At 25.4% G+C, this 19,816-nt stretch carries 23 protein-coding genes; 2 read left to right on the plus strand and 21 right to left on the minus strand.

All coding sequences use genetic code 4. The features are described 5' to 3' along the window. From ABNT63_RS09670 to ABNT63_RS09710, 9 genes are all read right to left on the minus strand, one after another. Nucleotides 1-465, minus strand: a complete 465-nt coding sequence (locus ABNT63_RS09670) for a hypothetical protein (protein WP_348735560.1) — start codon at nucleotides 463-465, stop codon at nucleotides 1-3. Continuing rightward, a complete protein-coding gene (locus tag ABNT63_RS09675) occupies nucleotides 465-1,313 on the minus strand; it encodes a hypothetical protein (protein WP_348735561.1) in 849 nt (282 codons plus the stop codon). The genes ABNT63_RS09670 and ABNT63_RS09675 overlap by 1 nt, the downstream gene beginning before the upstream one ends. 11 nt (nucleotides 1,314-1,324) lie before the next feature. Beyond that, nucleotides 1,325-2,023, minus strand: a complete 699-nt coding sequence (locus ABNT63_RS09680) for a hypothetical protein (RefSeq protein ID WP_348735562.1) — start codon at nucleotides 2,021-2,023, stop codon at nucleotides 1,325-1,327. Nucleotides 2,024-2,179: 156 nt separating this feature from the next. Continuing rightward, entirely contained in the window at nucleotides 2,180-2,608 is a 429-nt protein-coding gene (locus ABNT63_RS09685) for a hypothetical protein (RefSeq protein ID WP_348735563.1), read from the minus strand. Nucleotides 2,609-2,611: 3 nt separating this feature from the next. Next, nucleotides 2,612-2,887: a hypothetical protein gene (locus ABNT63_RS09690; protein ID WP_348735564.1), complete on the minus strand. Its 276-nt coding sequence runs from the start codon at nucleotides 2,885-2,887 to the stop codon at nucleotides 2,612-2,614. A gap of 135 nt (nucleotides 2,888-3,022) precedes the next feature. Then, a complete protein-coding gene (locus ABNT63_RS09695) occupies nucleotides 3,023-3,289 on the minus strand; it encodes a hypothetical protein (protein WP_348735565.1) in 267 nt (88 codons plus the stop codon). A 1-nt stretch (nucleotide 3,290) separates the two neighbouring features. Next, nucleotides 3,291-4,424 carry a hypothetical protein gene (locus ABNT63_RS09700; protein ID WP_348735566.1) on the minus strand — a complete coding sequence of 378 codons (1,134 nt, stop codon included), beginning with the start codon at nucleotides 4,422-4,424 and terminating at the stop codon, nucleotides 3,291-3,293. Nucleotides 4,425-4,941: 517 nt separating this feature from the next. Then, on the minus strand, nucleotides 4,942-5,178 hold the full coding sequence (locus ABNT63_RS09705; protein ID WP_348735567.1) for a hypothetical protein: 237 nt from the start codon (nucleotides 5,176-5,178) through the stop codon (nucleotides 4,942-4,944). Nucleotides 5,179-5,832: 654 nt separating this feature from the next. After that, the gene (locus tag ABNT63_RS09710; RefSeq protein ID WP_348735568.1) at nucleotides 5,833-6,834 is read right to left on the minus strand and encodes a ribose-phosphate diphosphokinase; all 1,002 of its coding nucleotides are present in this window, start codon (nucleotides 6,832-6,834) and stop codon (nucleotides 5,833-5,835) included. Nucleotides 6,835-6,969: 135 nt separating this feature from the next. Between ABNT63_RS09710 and ABNT63_RS09715 the strand changes: the two genes are divergently transcribed. After that, a complete protein-coding gene (locus tag ABNT63_RS09715) occupies nucleotides 6,970-7,197 on the plus strand; it encodes a NifU family protein (RefSeq protein WP_348735569.1) in 228 nt (75 codons plus the stop codon). A 715-nt stretch (nucleotides 7,198-7,912) separates the two neighbouring features. Here the strand turns inward: ABNT63_RS09715 and ABNT63_RS09720 are convergent. The 3 genes from ABNT63_RS09720 to ABNT63_RS09730 form a co-directional block, all read right to left on the minus strand. Further along, a complete protein-coding gene (locus ABNT63_RS09720; RefSeq protein WP_348735570.1) occupies nucleotides 7,913-8,299 on the minus strand; it encodes a hypothetical protein in 387 nt (128 codons plus the stop codon). 390 nt (nucleotides 8,300-8,689) lie between these two features. Then, on the minus strand, nucleotides 8,690-9,121 hold the full coding sequence (gene rpiB / locus ABNT63_RS09725) for a ribose 5-phosphate isomerase B (protein WP_348735571.1): 432 nt from the start codon (nucleotides 9,119-9,121) through the stop codon (nucleotides 8,690-8,692). 66 nt (nucleotides 9,122-9,187) lie between these two features. Further along, nucleotides 9,188-9,475 (minus strand): hypothetical protein, encoded by a 288-nt coding sequence (locus ABNT63_RS09730; protein WP_348735572.1) that lies wholly within the window; start codon nucleotides 9,473-9,475, stop codon nucleotides 9,188-9,190. A gap of 151 nt (nucleotides 9,476-9,626) precedes the next feature. Between ABNT63_RS09730 and rpsT the strand changes: the two genes are divergently transcribed. Next, nucleotides 9,627-9,878 (plus strand): 30S ribosomal protein S20, encoded by a 252-nt coding sequence (gene rpsT, locus ABNT63_RS09735; RefSeq protein WP_348735573.1) that lies wholly within the window; start codon nucleotides 9,627-9,629, stop codon nucleotides 9,876-9,878. A gap of 70 nt (nucleotides 9,879-9,948) precedes the next feature. Here rpsT and ABNT63_RS09740 read toward each other — a convergent pair whose 3' ends face one another. From ABNT63_RS09740 to potA, 9 genes are all read right to left on the minus strand, one after another. Further along, nucleotides 9,949-11,439 (minus strand): hypothetical protein, encoded by a 1,491-nt coding sequence (locus tag ABNT63_RS09740; protein WP_348735574.1) that lies wholly within the window; start codon nucleotides 11,437-11,439, stop codon nucleotides 9,949-9,951. Between the two features lie 35 nt (nucleotides 11,440-11,474). Continuing rightward, nucleotides 11,475-12,440, minus strand: a complete 966-nt coding sequence (gene holA / locus ABNT63_RS09745; protein WP_348735575.1) for a DNA polymerase III subunit delta — start codon at nucleotides 12,438-12,440, stop codon at nucleotides 11,475-11,477. Between the two features lie 154 nt (nucleotides 12,441-12,594). Then, nucleotides 12,595-13,179, minus strand: coding sequence for a ComEC/Rec2 family competence protein (locus ABNT63_RS09750; protein WP_348735576.1), 585 nt, complete (start codon nucleotides 13,177-13,179; stop codon nucleotides 12,595-12,597). Between the two features lie 213 nt (nucleotides 13,180-13,392). Next, complete coding sequence (locus tag ABNT63_RS09755; RefSeq protein ID WP_348735577.1) at nucleotides 13,393-13,977, minus strand: ComEC/Rec2 family competence protein; 585 nt, start codon at nucleotides 13,975-13,977, stop codon at nucleotides 13,393-13,395. After that, nucleotides 13,978-14,541: a hypothetical protein gene (locus ABNT63_RS09760; RefSeq protein WP_348735578.1), complete on the minus strand. Its 564-nt coding sequence runs from the start codon at nucleotides 14,539-14,541 to the stop codon at nucleotides 13,978-13,980. A 46-nt stretch (nucleotides 14,542-14,587) separates the two neighbouring features. After that, nucleotides 14,588-14,926 (minus strand): hypothetical protein, encoded by a 339-nt coding sequence (locus ABNT63_RS09765; protein WP_348735579.1) that lies wholly within the window; start codon nucleotides 14,924-14,926, stop codon nucleotides 14,588-14,590. Between the two features lie 278 nt (nucleotides 14,927-15,204). Continuing rightward, complete coding sequence (locus ABNT63_RS09770; RefSeq protein WP_348735580.1) at nucleotides 15,205-17,793, minus strand: extracellular solute-binding protein; 2,589 nt, start codon at nucleotides 17,791-17,793, stop codon at nucleotides 15,205-15,207. Further along, nucleotides 17,777-18,745 carry a spermidine/putrescine ABC transporter permease gene (gene potB / locus ABNT63_RS09775; RefSeq protein ID WP_348735581.1) on the minus strand — a complete coding sequence of 323 codons (969 nt, stop codon included), beginning with the start codon at nucleotides 18,743-18,745 and terminating at the stop codon, nucleotides 17,777-17,779. The genes ABNT63_RS09770 and potB overlap by 17 nt, the downstream gene beginning before the upstream one ends. Nucleotides 18,746-18,757: 12 nt before the next feature. Next, on the minus strand, nucleotides 18,758-19,810 hold the full coding sequence (potA, locus tag ABNT63_RS09780; RefSeq protein ID WP_348735582.1) for a spermidine/putrescine ABC transporter ATP-binding protein: 1,053 nt from the start codon (nucleotides 19,808-19,810) through the stop codon (nucleotides 18,758-18,760). Nucleotides 19,811-19,816 lie beyond the last annotated feature (6 nt).

Raw genomic sequence — 19,816 nt, forward strand, 5'->3', positions numbered from 1 at the left:
TTAAAAATATCAAGAAGATATGAACCTGTTTTCGGTAAAACTTTTTGCTGATGATGAAAATTCAGAATAATTCATTTCTTTTCTTGCAAAAGAAACTTGTTTTGTGCTTTTATCAATTTGAAACGCTGGAGGTGGACTTGTAATCCCAATATGAAATAAATCATTAACAATTGGCATTAAAGAGATTGGTAAAATTCCAGTTAAAAAACGATAAATTTCATCAGCAATTTTAGCATCAATATAATTTCCTGAAATAGCAACATCTAAAATATTTTTTAAGGCAACTGCTCTTTTTTGCACTGGAATAATATCAACCAAATTAATTCCCATGATCCCTGGAATTAATGATGGATCAAGAAATTCAAAAAGAAAACGATTAATATCTGCCTCTTGAATTGTTCGATCATTTGGTGTAGTTGATGTTGGAGGATAATAACTAAACATTGTAAATAATGTTGTTGCCATTAATTGTGGTAAAATTTGTGCAAGAAAGATGTTGTTAAATTCGCATAAAAGTTACTAATCATTCCACTAGCAAAATTTTGCCGGAATGTTCCTCAAAATGTAATCCGATTATTTGTAAACCAACGTAGTTCTTTAATAATAAAACCATTTAATTCTGTTGCTGGTAAAGTATGAGTTGGATCACCATCTTTACAAAGATTATTACCATCAAAGCCATCAAAACAAACATAACTAGCTTTATTCATATTTACAATTAATGTAGCTAAATGTTGTGTAAATCCTTGTGGAATTCGAACTTGTATTAAGTACTTACTATCTAATTCTCTAACATTTTGCCCACTATAACGAACATAATCGCCTTCAACTTTTCCAACTTTTAAATCATAAGTAAAACGATTAGTATTTGGATTATAAAAATTTAATTTAGTAACAGCTTCATCAGTAATACTAGTATAATAATCAATCTTTCCAACCATTTTTGCTTGAATAGTACAGTCAGTTTGATTATGAACAGTATAATCAAATGAAACTGCTTCTGCATTTAGTAATGAATCAGTTCCATCTGTTGATGGTGGAAAATTTTTATCATCTTTATAAATCATACAAACATTAGCATCTTGATTAACAATTGCCATTGGAATTCTTTGTAAATTTTGGTATGGATTAAAGAAAGCTCAAATATAGAAAAATCCATAAATAAAGGTCATAAAGCAACCAACAATGGCAATTACTTTATTAAATGGTTTTTCAATAAAAAATGCCCGTAATTCAGTTCTTAAAATTTGACGAAATTTTGGTTTAATTTCAATATTGTTTTTCTTATTTACCTTGTATTCATCATTTTTCATTCAAGAGCCTCTTAATCGATTCCTTCTCGATTATCGTTATAAACATAATTTGTTTTTAATTTTATTAATTCTGCATTATATTTTGCAAATTTAAATTTATTTGTAATTTTATCTTTTTGTTGTTCAACAATTACACGCAATTCATTTTCTAAATTTTCTATTTCATGATTAATATCCATAATTTTATTATTTATTTTACGAATTTTAATGTTGTATAATTCATCTTTTATAATTTTTGATAATTTATAGTTTTTATTTTTTTCCGCATTCAACTCTTCTAATTGTCGTTTTAATTTTATAATTCGCTCTTCTATATGACGATTAACTTGAGTTTTATTTGCTTCTAATTCTTTAATATTATTAGCTAAAATTAATAATTTTTCTTGATAAATTGGAATTAATCTAGCTTCTGGTTTAGTTTGTTTTAAATGATTTAATTGTTCTTTTTCTAAGTTATATCCCACAATTAATTTATTAATTTTTTTATCATGCGGATTATCAAAAACAGTTAGCATTATATTACTATTTAATTCATCAATTTTCTTTTGTAAATATATTAATTCTTGTCGTAATGTATAAACTTTTTTTAATTTTAGTTTAGAACTATGTTCATTAACTATTCTTGATATAAGCATATATTCATCTTTTAATTCTTCATATTGCTCATTTAAAGCAACAATCCGGGCATAATTTGGATTTCTTTTTAACATTTCAATTTCTTTGCGTGCTTCTGTAATTTTTTCCCCTAATGCTTCTAATTTTATTTTTAATTTTTGGGATTTACGAATATCTTTGGCATCATTAGTAATCTCTGCTTTTTGAACTAAAACAACATATTTTTGCTTAATTACTTCAAAACGATTATGTTAAACTTCACTTATTGCTTCTAATTTCTTGCTTCGAACTATGGCTGGATCTTTATATAAAGAATTAATTTTATCTTCTAAATTTTTTATTTTTTGTTCGCGATGTTTCTCATCAATATATTGTTTAATTAATAGCGAATATTCAACACTTAAGTTGTTAATAACACGGCGACTTCTAACAAAGTCTTTTGTTGCATCAATACTATCCATTGTTTCATAAATCTCTTTTAAACTGAATGTACCAAACATTTCAATACTACGATAAATATATGCGGTACATAATCCAATTCCTAAGAAAACTACTAGGAAAATCATTAAGGCACCAAAACATCCTAAAATTTCTGTATTGTACATGCTAATAATTCCCTCATTAGAAGCAATTCCATAGACAATATTGCTCATTCCAAAAATTGTATATTTAAATAGCACAATTTAACTAATTGCTTGGAAAAAACCATTTTGTAAAATAACTGGAAAACTTCCACCACCAGCAGTTAAATTAAAGACCGTATAAATAATACATAAGAATCGTCCAACATTATCGTCTGGCATCGAATATCATAAAGCCTGGGTTATTGTTGTTAAGACGGTCGCGGTGACTATCATTCACATTAACATATAAACAATTGGTGAGCCCAATTTTCCATAACCAACATCCAATAATCCTAAAAATAATAATAATGTTTGAACATAAGAAGTGATTAACATTGTAAATCATTTTAAAAAATAATGTTGATATCATTTTGCATTAGGTGTGTAGCTTTTTTTACGATAAATAAAAGTTTGTGTAATTTCTCCAATTCATAATGAAATTGAAATGAAATATAATTCTAATCCATATCCTTATGTTCCAAATTCATATCCTTGAATATGTCTATCAACGCTTGTTGAGCGTGACATATTATTTAAAAAGTATTGTGTTACTGATAATAATTTTGTTTTGTATTCAGAAAAATAAACACGTTGTTCTCATCTTGGATCATTGTTTGGATTTCCTAAATCTGGAAACATAATTTGAAATGCAAATGGTAAAATTTGTTCCATTTTAAGATTAACTGTTATTCCAATATTAATTGAAACAAGCACATCATTTTTAATATGATTAAACATTTTATTTACAGATTCATATAAAACCGGATTTTTTTTCTTTTAAATGTTGTAATGCTTTATATAAATTTGATGGTTCACCTGGTTTAGTACCAGGAAAACAAGCAGTTACGGTCCCATCACAATCATAATTATTAATATTTTTTACAACTTCCATAATAAAATTATAAATATTTTTGGGAATAATATAATACTCACCAAAACGAGAACTACCACCACCGTTTGAACTTTCGCCATGGTCTTGGCGCGATGATAATCAAAACATTGTTTCTGGTGCTAATGTTGTTAAAATACTAGTTGCTAAACTTCCAAAACTAACTTGTAACATACTCATCATATTTCCAATCATAAAACTATGTTCATAAGTTGCTCAAAATTCCATTTTATTACTGCTAAAATAATCCATTGTTTTAAAGAAATCATTTTCATCATCAGTAAAATTAGGATCACCAATTTGTGCTAATCCTCGCATTAATTTATATGTATTTAAAGTATAACTAGTTTGAATTTTTAATTGCACTCAATATTTACTATTTGGTGTAAAGTTAGTTTCATCTTCTTTTAAATATTTAATTGTTGGTGTAATATCACCAATCGATGTTGTTAATGTTTTTGAATTTTCATCGTATTTATTATTATTAGTAATAACACTGTCAATTAATGAAGCATAACGATAATTAAGTTCATATTGATTAGGATCAAATCCTTCACTTTGATATCATTTGCTAGCTTGACCATTACATTCCTCTGAATTTTTTGCTTGTAAATAACCGACTTTAACAGCATTATCAATAAACTCTGTTCCACCTTTTGTATTTACATAAGCAACACAAGTTGCATTGTCACGATTGGCAATTGCCATAGGTACTTTTAAAATATTAGCAACTGGATCTCAAACTACAGTAATACAAATAATTCCATATAAAAATGACATAAAACAGATTAGCAAAAATCTTAATAAATGTTTTTTATCGCGAGCAATTGAATTATACAATTCTGTTTTAAAAATGCTTCCAAATGTCGCACGACCATATTTAATGTTATTGATATTTTTTTCAGTTTTAGACTCAACAACTTCATTTCGATTTCCATCATCGCCATCCATATTTTCACTAATTTCTTTTTCGTTGTTGTTCATATTCAAATAACCCCTTTATAAATTTATAAAAAACACTGACTCATAAATGATATCACAAAAAAAGTTATTAAGCAATAAAATAAATTATGTAAAATAATACACGATATGAATATAAAATACAAGAAAATAAATAATTAATTTTAAAATTTATAATTATGAATGAATTTTTATGACAATTAAGAATTTGTAAAAGAAAATAAAAATATTTTAAAATAAGGTATTATAGCAAATTATTAACTACAATTTTTCATTAATTTTTTTGAATTGCATTTACAATTAAAAAATAAAACTCTAAATTATAAAAGTTTTATTTTCTAAATTATTTTTAAATTTGTAAAATCTAAAACAAATTTTTTAGGTTTCTTAATAAAAAAAGCTTTAATTGTTTGTGCGGCAATAAAATAAATAGTTGTTAAATAACCAGTAATATTTAATTTACTAAAAAAACTATTTGCATTCTTAATACAAGAATTAAGAATACTACCAACTAAATGAAATAATAATAAAATAATTAATTTTAGACATAATAATAATGTTGTTCAATTAATGCAAATTTTAAAAAAGTTGCTTTTTGATAAAAAACGGTATTAATAAAAGATAGAATAAAAAATAATGAAAAAATAACTATACATATTACAAAAGGAAATATTTCTTCTTTTATCGTTAAAATATCTGTTGTTGAAAATAAAATAGCAAAGTAAACAAAAACAAAAATACTCGTAATAAAAATAATAATATTTTCATGAAAATTCATTCTTTGATTAACATTAATGCTTGTTTTAACAATTTTGTCAATTTCTTTTTTATTAAAAAAAATAAATTAATAATAAAACTTAAGTTAAAAAAACTATATATTAAAATTAAAAAATAATATTTATTATATTTATTATCTTCTAATACTGTTGTTCAAGTAATAATTAAAATACTATAAAAAATATTCATAATTACACCATACAGAACAATAGTTAAATATGGATAATAACCCTTTAAAATAAAATTAAGAAAAAATATTTGAAAAATGGGATCATATATCGTAATGCTAATATTGTACTTAAAAAAGAAAACTGCTGTAAATAAATAGTAACTAATAATCAATAATAAGAATAACATTAAAATTAAAATACTTATATTAATAATAATTTGAATAATGCGTCTATAACCATAAATTGAAGTTGTCATTATTTGCTCCTTGATATTTTTAACTAGTGATATATTGTAATATAATAATTTGGATAAATAGCTTTTTCTTAATTTAATTATAGCAAAAAACTACTTTAAAATTGATTATCTAATAATAAATAAATTACTCTCTTTCTTAATAAAAAAATTAAATGTTATAAAAAAAATTTGCATTTCTTAACTAAACAATGCAAACTTTACCAACTATTTTATTTTTTTATTTTCTCAATTATTTTTTTATTTCCTCGTTACATTTTGAATAAACATCTGATAAACTACGTTTTTCAATCATTGCTCTAATCATCTGTGAAATTAAATTAGCAATTAAAATGACTTCTAACCCGTCAAATAATCGATCTTGATTAATATCAATCGTATTTGTAACAATAACCTTTTTAACTGTCCCATCATTAATAAGTTCTGTTAAACGCTCTTTTGCTGGGGGTGAAAATACTCCATGGCATGCTAATAAATAAACTGCTTTTGCCCCATGCTGTTTTAATGCTTTTGCTGCATTACAAATTGTGCCAGCTGTATCAATCATATCATCAACAATAAAACAAATACGGTCTTTGACATCTCCTAAAATAAATTGAACTTCACTAACATTTGGTTTTGGACGGCGCTTATCAATTACTGCAATATTCCCAGCTAAATTTCCTAAACGATTAGCCACATCTCGTGCCCGTACTAATCCACCATGGTCTGGTGAAACAATTGTTATTTCTTCTTTAAGATGGTCTTCTTTAATTTTTCGAACAATTGTTCTTACTAATTCTTGTGTTGAACGTAAATCATCAACTGGAACATCAAAAAATCCCATTGATTGTGGTGAATGTAAATCAACAGTCATTACTCTTGTTGCCCCTGCTGTTGTTAACATATTTGCCACTAATTTACATGTAATTGGTTGGCGACCACGTGCTTTTCGGTCTTGACGAGCATATCCAAAGTAAGGAATGATCACATTAATGCTTTGTGCACTACCTCGTTTTAGAGCATCAATCGCAATTAATAATTCCATTAGATTCTCATTGACTGGTCAAGATGTTGATTGAATAATATAAACATCTTTCCCCCGCACTGAATTCATTGCCCGTACCAAAATTTCACCATCAGCAAAACGAACAGTTTCCATTTCTTGTCTTGTTACACCTAAAATTTTACAAATTTCGTCTGCTAATTTTATTCCAGCAGATAGTCCATATATACTAAAACTTTTTTCTTCCATTAGTCCTCCTCTAAACATTTAAACTCCAATAAAAATTCTAAATTGAATCTCTACCTATTATTATATACATATCCATAATTAATTAAACTAACTTTGTTATAAAAATGCTATAATTAAATAGTGAAGGTGATTAGAATGACACAAACAAATCAAGCAAAAGATATTATTGATAATCTTCGCCCTTATATTAACCAAGATGGCGGAGATATTGAATTTGTTGAAGTTAAAAATAATATTGTTTATGTTCGTTTGGCAGGAGCATGTGTTGGTTGCGGATTAATTGATTCAACAATTAAAGATGGTGTTGAACAAATTGTTAAACAAGAAATGCCTGGTATTATTGCAGTAGAAGTTATTATGTAACTTCTTTTTTTGTAAATATTTTTTAAAGCAATTTTTTGATCAATCTGATGAGTAACAACCATTCCAACTAATTCGCTAATCTTACTTTCAACTTGGTCACGATTATAATATTCACCACTAATAAATTTAGCGCTAAAGAAAACAACAACAATTAAAATAAAGCAACTAATGGCATAGCTTAAATATAAATATAAAATAACTTGCTTTAATGAATCTAAAAATAAATCATTTTTAATAAATGGTAAATTTCAATCTAAATTTAAATTACTAAAAATACCAACTTGATAATGTGCAAAACCCCGAATTAAAAACTGTACAAGAAATGTTACTAAAGCATTTAATGCTGAAAAACAACCCGTGACAGGTTGATTTTGAATCCGATAATTCCACATCATTGTCATTGAAAATAAAATTCCAAACAAAAATATCATTGCAAAACCATTTAAAAATTGACAAATTAATAAAACTTCCGGAATTGAAATGATAGCAACAAAAATAAAATATAGACTTCAAATTATTAATGCTAAAATTAATGAATTCTTAATTCCAATTTTTCTAATAAAAAAATAAATAAACATTGCACCAATAATTTGCGCAAACCATAAAATTTCTTGAACTAAATGTAAATAATATTCCACCATCATTTTACTGTGATAACGTACTCAAGTTTCTTGTGCTAAAATAAGATTTAAAAAATCACCTTGACTTAATTATCTTAAAATAGCAATAAAAAATAATAAACTAAGAGAATAACAATAATTTTTCATCATGAAAATGTACTAAAATGTTTTAAAACTTTCGGAGAAAAAGCACCAATATTGTTTTTAATTTCCGGCATATAAAAACAAAAAGCAAATGAAAACATTAGGATAATAGTAATTATTCCAAAAATAATATAACGGAATGTTAACTCACTATTATTAAAATTTTTAACAAACATCAATACATTAGCACCAGTCATATTCGCTATTACAACAATTGGTAAATTTAAAGTTACTGTTGCAAAAGGATTAGTTCGATAAAAATAAATCTCATTAAAACTTAAATATCATAATGAATTTGTTGAAACACCAAAGCCAAAAGTAATCGTACAAATAATCATAGTAATTTAATTTTGCGGTAAAATAAAAACTAATAAAATTCCTAAAAACATTAAGCAATATGAAATTCAAAACCATAATTTCCGACTTTGAAATAATCCTGTAATTCATGAAGCTGGAATAAAAAAGATTGCCGCATATAAAGATGTACTAACTACTAATAAAAGAGTAATTGAATTAATATTTTTAGCAAAATCAAAAATGATAAAATTATAATTTAAAGTTAGTTAACATGATAATGCTAACCAAAAACAAAAATGCTGAATAATAAAAACTCATTGATAAAAATATTTTATTCCTTTTTTAACCAAGTTAGTTATATATCCTAACATAAGTAAAACTGTTAAAAAAGGATATAAAAATAAATTATCTCAATTATTCATAATTTTATCCTAAAGATTATTAAGTTTTTCAACACGAAGCGCATGACGACCAGCATCAAAAGTACTATTTAAAAACATATCAACAATTCAAATTGCATTTTGATTTGCAATAACTCTAGCACCCAATGCCAAAACATTAGCATTATTATGTTCGCGCGCTAATTTTGCTAGCATTGTTTCATTACACAATGCTGCTCTAATTCCTTTTACTTTATTTGCCGCAATTGAAATTCCAATTCCTGTTCCACAAATTATAATTCCAATACTATTTTTTTCTTTAATTACGCGTTCACCAACAACTTGACCAATATCAGGATAATCAACTACCTCAATACTATCTGTACCTAAATTAATAATTTCATATTTTTGTGCAATTAAATGTTTAACAATTGCATTTTTCATTTCAATACCTGTATGATCATTCCCAATCACAATTTTCATTCTTGTTGTTCTCCTTTTCCTACAATTTAACTATAACATATTGATTTTTTAAATAAAAAACAAAAATTAATTCCTTGTAATAATATCCAATAATTTTCCAGGACTCATTGACGTTACTGTTACAATTAATTTTGTCTGTTTTGCAACTACAACATATAAGTTCCCTTTTAAATCATCTAATTTAATATATAAATTTTTTGTTGTCTCAATTCGATCAGAAGAATTATCAATCATTTTAATAATTTTTTCTTTAATAATTCAGTCATTTTCATTTTTAAAAGCAGAAATTCGTTCTCGAATTCGTTGCAAACAATGAAAAGAAAACCCTAAACGGTGTTGATAATAATATCCCATTTCTATATCCACCTACTTTACAATTATTATACAGATATATTTTTAAAAAAAATAATGATAAAATATTAAAAAAAAGTAGTACTTTCCTTTACACTTTTTTATCTATTTGCTATAATTCCTTTGTGTCTTAAAAGTCGAAAGGAGAGCAAAAATGGCTAATATTAAATCACAAATTAAAAGAGTTAAAACAAATTCAAAAGATAATTTAGCAAATAAATCTTTTAAATCATCAGTAAAAACAGCAATCAAAAAAGCAGAAATCGCTATTAACGCACAAGAAGCAAACGCATCAGAATTAGTTAATACTGCAATTAGTTTAGTTGACAAAGCAGTGACTAAAGGAATTTATCATGCTAATAAAGCAGCTCGTGTTAAAAGCAGATTAATGCTTAAAGCACATTAATTTCAAAATCCTTTTCAACAAAGACAGTAAATATTAAAAAATAAAAAAAATCATAATTAATATGATTTTTTTATTTATTTTTTGATTTATTAGAGTCATCTTTTTCAAAAACATTATCATCCTTAAACTCATCATCAAATAGTGTTGGATCCATTTCATATTTTTGTCCATTCATCATTGCAGTAACTACTTTTTGGTATTCTGTATTGGCACGAATTAATTTATTACGGTCTGTTTTAGGAGCTAAAACTGCTAAAATAATAACCATAATTCCTGCAAGAAGACCAGTAATCATTGAAATAATTGTAAAAATATGTAATACTTGGTAAGTTGTGCTATTATAAACTTCGCTTACTAAACTATTAATTGTCATAGTTAAATCTGAATCTGGTAATAATAATCATCCTGTTATTTCTAATTGTGGGTCGTTTTTAATAATATAGCCACCATTAGGTACCGATATACTATTAAAATATTTCTCAACAACATTTGGTAATAATACTTGAATTAATGACAATGAAGAATAAAGAAGAATAATGATTGATAATACAACTGGTCAGAATCTAACAACATAATTATCCCGTTTAAAACGCTTTTTCCCTAATAATTCATAACCCAAGAAAATTCCTGGCAAAATCGATAAAATTCCTGAGAAGGTTTGCAACCCTGCGGACTGCATTAATAAAAATTTATATTTTGAACCAAAACTAAATACTTCACTAAAATTATTGTTAGCATTATGTAAAGCACTATCAGCCACACCACCAATAATAACAATTACACTAGTTCCTGGAATTGTATAAACAATTACTTTTGTGTCTAAATAGATATTTAAATAGGAATTTAAAAATCACAATAAAATTAACAAAGCAGAAGCTAAAATAACAAAACCAGCAACAATTTTCTTTAAAATTGGCATATACTTTGGTTTTGAAGTATAAAAGTAAAACCGTGGGTCTAGGCGTGGATGAATTGGCATATTTGCCATTTGCTGCATCATTTGTGACATATCAAATTTACCTGGATCACTAAAGTCCGGGCCAATGCCACCCATTGACGCTCCTATGCCTCCAATTCCCCTTGCTGATCCTACTTCCGGTTGTGATTCGTCTGCCGCTTCTTCATTAGCTTTAACTTTTAACTTCTCACGAGCATTATCAATTGCTTTTTCATCAGTAAAATCAGCTGTGGCATCAATTAACTCATTAGTGACGATGTTTTCTCTGGTAATATAATTTTTTTCAACACCAAAATTTGAAACAATATATTGCACAAAAGCAACATATTCTTCATCTAACATATTAAAAGTAGCCCCATCAACCTTTTCAATTGTTTCTGATTCATTAGTAATATCAGCCAAAACCTGAGCAAATGAAAGAGTAAATTTATTATCATTTAAATTTGCATTAAATTCTTTTTCTAATGTTAATAAATTACAAACTTGTTGAATTATTAATTTTTTAAAGTCCTGGTTAACTATTACTTGTGCCTTAATATTATCATCGTTAAAGATATTATATAATGTATAAACTATATGGGCATATAATTTATTTTCTTTCATTTATTTATGTCCCTCATCTCTCTTTTTTTAATAATTTAATTTATATCAAATAATTTAATTAAATACAAATCACTACTAATTTCTTTTCTTATTATACCTTTTTTTATATTATAATCAATTCAAAATAATTCTTGAATAATATTATTTGCTTTATTAATACTGAAATTATGCATATGCTCTGAAATTTTTTTTACTCGAAACGGATGAATTTGTAAAATTTCTGCAATTTGTGAAGGTGTTTTTTTTAAAGCAGATAAAACAATAATATCTCTTGTAAAAATAATACTATTGGTAATTAATGCTAATAAAGCAATACTATTTAAACCCCGTTCTTGTAAATAATGATAATTTATTAAAAAACTATTCAAATCATTTTTTAATAAATCATCAACTAATTTAAAAATATCGGTATCTAAATACTTTGTCATATTATTTTCAATTAATTCCATCGTAATATTTGAGTTTATTAATAACAATTTTTCTAATTCATTTTTAATAATATATAAATTATTTGGCAAATATTCAACAATCTTAGGAATTAAATTTTGTTTAATCGTCCCATTATGCTTTGTAATATAATAATCAATAAACTTAATTAATTCATTATATGATAAATTTGTTGCTTTTAAAACACTAGTTAATGCTAACATTTGTTTAGTTATTTTTAAACGATTACTAAGTTTATTGACTGGACAAATAAAAATAATAAAAGTACTCGGATTTGGAGCTGCTAAATATTCCATTAAAATTGTTAAATAACTTTTATTGTCTATTTTTGTTTTAATCTTTTCTTCTGTAAGAAAATAACTATCATTAACTATTATTATTCTTTTTTCTGAAAAAATTGAAGTTGTGTTGGCATCATTCAGAATAGATAATAGGGGGTCTTCTAAATAATTATATTCTTGTAAATCATACTCATTATCAGGATTAATTTTTTTTAAAATCTTATTTTTTTGCATTTTAATTAAAAAAGCATCTTCTCCATATATTAAAAACATCTTTTAAAGCTCCTTTAGAATGTTTTAAAACTTATGACAAAGTAATATTATCATATAAAGTAAAAAATAAATTAAGGATTTAAAATAATTTAATTGCTGTTGATGCTGACATAATATTAAATTGAAGATTTCTTCTACAATTTGTAAAATAAATTTAACACCTAATTGTTTTTAAATTTTCAACAACAATTGGCGCCGGATAATTTTGGCGTTTTGTTTTTTCACCAGAGATGAAGCAAACCTTTGGTGTTATTTTTTGTAAAAATGCTAAGCTTGAACTAGTTTCTGAACCATGATGCGGAACTTGTAACAGAATGATTGGATATAATTTTTCTCGTAATAAATTTATTTCAATTTTTTTACTAATATCACCTGTTAATAAGATTTGATATTGACTTATTTTAACCAAAAGCACTAAACTATTATTATTTTCATCTTTATCATTAATTGTTTTATGTAAGACAGTAAATCCTAATCCACCAAATTGAAATGTTTTCAATTTTGTATCATTTTGAATTACTTGTTTAACATTAAAATATTTTTTTACAGTTGGTAAATTATTCTTATGATCATCATGTTGATGTGAAACAAAAATAGCATCAATTCAATTAATACCTGCTCATTTTAAATAATTACTAACTAATTGTTTTGAACGACCATAGCCAACACCAACATCATATAAAACTGTTTTTAAAGCACGCTTGTCTTGAAAAAACAATTGTTTGACCGTTACCAACATTTAACATTGTCTTTGAATAATGAATACTAGTAAAATATGATTGCAAACTATAACAAATTATTGATAGAATGCAAAATATTCTAAATATTTTGTTTCCAAACACACTTTTATTCATTCCTCATAAAAGAATATAATATAATAAAAGAAATCACAAAGGGACATAACCAATATTTCATATTAAATTAATTTTATTTAAAATCACCATATAATTAATTAATTAATTAAAAATAAGTAAAAATATTGATAAATAAAATAACATGGTGGTATAAAAACAATTATTAAAGAGAATAAATAAATTAATGATAAGATTATTAACAATAATAAATTAAATAAAATACTGGAAAAATTTAATTGATAATTAAAATATAACATTCATCCAAGTAGAAAAATAAATACCATTAAGTTATAATATAGCAATTTCTGTCAAAAATAATAATGTTTTGTTTTTAAATTTAAGTTTAAAAATAATCATGTTATTGTAAAACTATATCAAAACCCACTTCCTAAAAAACTATATGGAAAAAATAATAATATTAATAAAATACTTAAATTTCATTTTTGCTTTGCTATTAATTTATAGTCTCAAAAGTGAACATTAAATAGTGATAACGATAACAAGACAATTGCTTTTACACTAGCAAAAGAAAAATTTAATAAATATAAATAAAAAAATAAGAATAAGTAAATTAAAAAATAATAACCTTTTTGTCGTATTATTCGTTTAAAAATTTTGCTTAAAATATAAAACAAAATATTAAGATGATAACCTGAAACAACTAACAAATGAATAACGCTCAATTAAAGAAAATAATCATATAAAACAAGTGTTGTCTTTGTTTTTTGCCCAAATAAAAATAAGGTAAGCGTATCTTTTGTTAAGTTATCATAACTATTAAAAAACTTTGTTATTTTGGCAAGAATAGTATTTCCAGGTTTAACATCAATTACTTTTGTTATATTAAACTGATAAAAAATGTTATTAGCATTCAAAAATGATTGCATATTTAATTCATATACATTAGGTTCTGATTTAATGTTTGAATAATAACCCTGTAAACAAATTTGATCATGTAAATTAAAATTAATAGTTGTTTTTAAAAAATATTGTTTTCAACCAACACTAAAATAATAATAACCATTTCCTTGTTTTTGAATTTTGCCACAAACAATGTTGTTCTCCTGCAAACTTGGTTGTTGTAAATAATAATGACATAATGCTGAAACAATGATTGCAAAAATTAATACTCCTCAATAAATTTTTTGTTGTTGCCAAATCAAAATAAACCCTAAACATAAAACGACTAAAATTGACCAATAACTATTAATTAATAATAAATAATTAAATCCAATAATACCACCCACTAATAAAAATTGTTCTTGTTTTAAAAATTTTAATTTAGATTTTAAATTAAAAAACACAAAATAACCTTAAAATATTAAAATATTTTACATAAGTTCCTGCTAAATATTGTTGTAATTTATTTATTATCTTTTTTGTATCAGTAGTTTCTAATTGTAAAATATTTATTATTTGAGAATGTAAAAATTGTGGAATTAAAACCTGATTCAAAAGTTGTTTGGTAATTAAATAGCAGTGGTATCATTTAATATATTTTGGGTTTGGAATTAAACCAATATTTGTCAATTGCCGATATTTTTTTTGCAATGTATTTTGATTAATTGGCATATAGTTTTGAAACTTAAAATTAAATTTTAATAAAATTTCTTCAATTGAAATCCCAAGCATTTGTTCAGTTATCTGAAGCGGATTTGGAATAATATTTTTGTTAAGTAATGGCAAATTATATTTATTAGTAAAAACAATTTGATAAATATTGTTATTAAAATATGTTGTAGGTTTATTTTTTTTGATAATTATTATCACGAAAAGAAAATAAAAAATAAATTAACGTAACTAATACTCCGAATAAAATTGTAAACATAAAATACCCCTGCTTTTTAATTGTTCTTCCCTACTTTCAAATTACTATATAATCATCTTATTTTTTATTTTTAAAATAATTATTAGTTTTTCCCAGCAATTAAAATATTATATTTATTTAATACATAACCATCTAAATTAGTTATTTTAAATGGTCTATCGACCATTTCTGGTTGAGCAACATACATTCCCTTCTCATTAAGTTTCGCTACAGGAACATAATCACGTTGATAATTAATCATTGCGCCAGATTCTGGATCATGACCATTACGATAATAATTATAATTATTTTCATAATCCATTACTTGTTGATATGGTGAAGTGTAATTAGCTTCTTCTGTTAATGCTGATGAATTTTGAATAATAAAATTCATAAATTTATAAGCTAACTCCTGATTTTTAGCATTTTTTGATAAAACCATATTATCACTTCAAATGTTAGTTCCTTCAACTGTTTCTGGTGTTCACGCCGTTGTTGCTCGTGGGCGAGTAATAATTAATTTTTTTCCCTTCGCTTCTTCATAACTCTTTGCAAATAATGTATCCGCATAAATTGCATCCCCATTATACATAAAAGCAAAATCAAAACGTCCATCACCAACTGCATTGATTAACTCATCATTCATTAAGGCGACATTATTATGTTTTAGCAATGTTGCTAATTCGTTGTAACCATGATCAACTTCCATTTGCGTTGTTGGTACTGGTTTGAAATAATTTTTTTCAGTAGTTAACATAAATAAATTTCGTGGATCATTATTAATTAAAACTCGTTTATTTGCTGCGGCTGCTTGTCATAAAATATCTCATGAAATGCCATTTGAGATAATCTTATTATTTTCAACATCATTAAGTTTAATTTGATCGCGATTTATACTAGGTTCTCACTCTGCACGTTGATAACCAAATTTTCCTTGAGCTGTTGTTGGTAAATTTTTATTTGCTTTAGCAAATATCTCATCTAAAAATTTTAAGTTACTTTCTGTTGGATTAATCACAAGTGATACTTCTCCTCAAAAATAAGGTAAACTATAATTAACAATTGTTTTTTGAGTAGCATCTTTCAGTTTATTTTTATTTAAAACATTTAATAATCCATCAGCTAATGATGCCGCATAATTTTTATCAAAACATTTTGCTGTTGTTGGATCCAAAGTAGAAGGAATAATACAATTTTGATAAAATTCTGGATTTGTTTTTTGTACTGTTGCTACATCAACATTTAAATCATTAAAATATTCATTCCCAATTGTTCGTTCTTTGACATCTTGTCCATGATAATTTGGATTAGGTTTAATAATGTTGAAATTTTTATCAACATCATTTAATTTTTGATAATCAATTTCTTCTAAACGTCCTTCTTGCGCTAACTTATTAATCATATAGTCACTTGGAACCATCACGTTATAATGTGTCGTATATAATTTGTTATACAATGTTTCATTACTATCATAAACACTATATTTAACTTTTACATTATATTTTTTTTCAAACTTACTAATTAAATCTGAAGTAATATATTCACCTCAATTTGCTACTGCTAAATCATAAATATTATTTTTAATATAAACTGCTGTTAGCAAAGCAATTGAGCCAACTGAAATTGTTACTAATGATAATGGCTTTCAACTTTTTGCCAATCAACGGAATTTTTTTCGTGATATTTTATTAATATTTTCTTTGGTTTCTTGCCGTTCAATAAAAGTTTGTTTTTTATTCTTAATTCATAAAACACTTTTATCATATTTTTTTTCTAGTTTAACAATTTTTCAGCGTAATTGTTCTTTTTGTTTTTCATTATTAATTTTTTTATTATTTAATTGATGATAAAGAAAGGCTAATTTCTTTTCATAGCGCATAATATCTTTATCTTTATAAGTTCCTTTTAACATTTCTCGGCGAAATTTATTATAATTAATTTTATAAACATTTCATCCATTTCATCCAATAATAATAACTCCAATAATTGCAATACAAATAGTACCAAAAGCATTAATAAAAGGTTTAATTTTTTTCATTGTATAAATAAAAGTTGCGACATTGACATCGTCACCACCAGTAAAATAAGAGATAATAAAGTCATCAAAACTCATTGCAAAGGCAATTGCTGCAGCTGCAATAATTGCTGGTTTTAAAATTGGTAAAATAATTTTTCGCAAAGTTTGTGAGGGCTTTGCACCTAAATCTAATGAAGCTTCAATTAATTTTGGATCAACTTTCCGTAAGCGTGGTAATACTGTAATAATTACATATGGAACATCAAATGAAATATGCGCTAAAACTAATGTTAACATTCCAAAATTTGCTCCTAAAGCAATAAATAACATCATCAACGAAACAGATGTAATAATATCAGCATTAATTAATGGAATATTAGTAATTGATAATGTCATTTTTTGTGTAACTCGCCGTGCTCGACTTAATCCAATCACAGCTAAAGTGCCAATAATAACTGAGACAACAGTTGCAATTACTGCTGTAAAAACTGACACAATAATACTTTGTAAAAAAGGTTGCTCACTAGCAAGTTGTTTATACCAACGATCAGAAAAACCATTAAAAATACTCATACTTTCACCATTATTAAATGAAAATAAAATTAAAATCATAATTGGAATATAAATGAATAACATAATTAATGCCATATAAGATGATTTAAAAAACTTTTTCATTGCGACGCCACTTTCTTGTTTCAAAATATTTTGATAATGAATTTGATAGCACAATAATTAAAAAAACAATAAGGGCTAAGACAACTGAGATTGCTGCGCCAATTCCAAAGTTTTCTCCTTTAAAGAAATATGCTTCAATTACATCAACAATTAAATTAATACGACCATTCCCCATAAATTTAACAATAATTAACGAAGTTGCTGATTGCACTAATAATAATGTTCCACCCGCAATAATACCTGGGATTGATTGACGAAAAATAACTTTTCAAAATGTTTTAAAACCATTTGCTCCCAAATCTTTTGAAGCTTCAATTAATGAAGTATCAATTTTATCTAAACTATTATAAATTGGTAAAATTACAAATGGTAAAAATGCATACACCATTCCAATAGAAACCGAAATTGGGGTTCCAAGTAAACTTGGAGCAATAATATTAAACATTGTTTGTAATCCAATAATTTTTAGTAACATATTAATTCAAATTGGTAAGGTTACTAAAATTCAAATATTTTTTGACAATAGTTTTGATTTACAAAATGCCATCACATAAGCAACTGGATAAGCAATCACAATTGCAATTAAGGCCGCAATTAATGAATATCCTAAGGCTAAGAATAGTGCAATAACAAATTTTTGCTCTGAAAAAAAAGTTACAAAATTTTTAAAATTAATTTCAAAAACTAAACTATTTCCCGTTGGTTGAATAAACGAATATAATAAAATAATTAATAATGGTACAACAATTAATAAAATCATAATAATAAGGTATGGCCATAAAATTGGATTGAACCCTCTTTTAAACCATTTGTTTTGTTTTGCATGATAAGAAATGTTTAAATATTTTGTTCGACATCACGCAGCAAAATGTTGACTAATTGATTTAATTTTACTACCTTGTTTTTTAAATCATCCTTTACCTTTTTTTGGTGGTTTATTTTTGTTTTCCATCATTCTTGCTCCTTAATCATCAATCTCTTTCCACATAACATGAATATCTTCAACATTTCATGAAATATCAATTTGATCACCTTCTTCAACTCTATCTGTTGAATGAATTAAATATTTTCGTTCTTTACATTTAACAATAATTTCCCAATGAACTCCTTTAAAATTAACTCTTTTAACTGTTCCTGTGAAGAATCCTTTCCCAACTGGAACAATGTCAATATCTTCAGGACGAATAATAATATCAATTTGGTCTTCATTTTCACCAAATCCACGGTCAACACAAACAATTTTTTTGCCATCAATTGCTACTAAATTATCTTTAATAAAAATTGCATTTGAAATAATATTTGAGTCCCCAATAAATTGTGCTGTTCATAAATTCTCTGGTTCATTATAAATTTCCGCTGGTGTTCCAACCTGTTGAATTGCTCCATCATTCATTACAATAATACGATCAGACAATGTTAATGCTTCTTCTTGATCATGCGTTACTAAAATAAAAGTAATTCCAATTTCTCCTTGCAAAGTTTTTAATTCTGATTGCATTTTTTTTCGTAACTTAACATCTAATGCAGCCATTGGTTCATCTAATAACAAAACCTTTGGCTTATTAATTAATGCTCGTGCTAATGCAACGCGCTGGCGTTGACCACCCGATAATTGTTCAACTGATTTATCTTCAAAACCTTCTAATCCTACTAATTGTAAAAATTTCTTTACTTCAGTTTCAATAACATCATACTTATTGCGTTTAACTTTTAAACCATAAGCAATATTATCAAAAACAGTTAAATGCGGAAATAAAGCATAATTTTGAAAAACAGTATTAACTTCTCGTTTATGAACTGGCGTTTTTAAATAGTCCTTTCCTAAAAATAATAACTTCCCACTATTAGGTTGTTCAAATCCAGCAATAATTCTTAATGTTGTTGTTTTTCCACATCCTGATGGTCCTAGTAATGTGACAAATTCTCCTTCTTTAATGTTTAAGTTAATTCCTTTCAAAACCACTTTTCCTTCATATTGTTTTGAAATGTTTCGTAACTCTAAAATATTTGTTTCCAATGCTCC

The organism is Spiroplasma endosymbiont of Ammophila pubescens (assembly GCF_964020965.1).
In the GTDB taxonomy this organism is placed as follows: Bacteria; Bacillota_I; Bacilli_A; order Mycoplasmatales; family Mycoplasmataceae; genus Spiroplasma.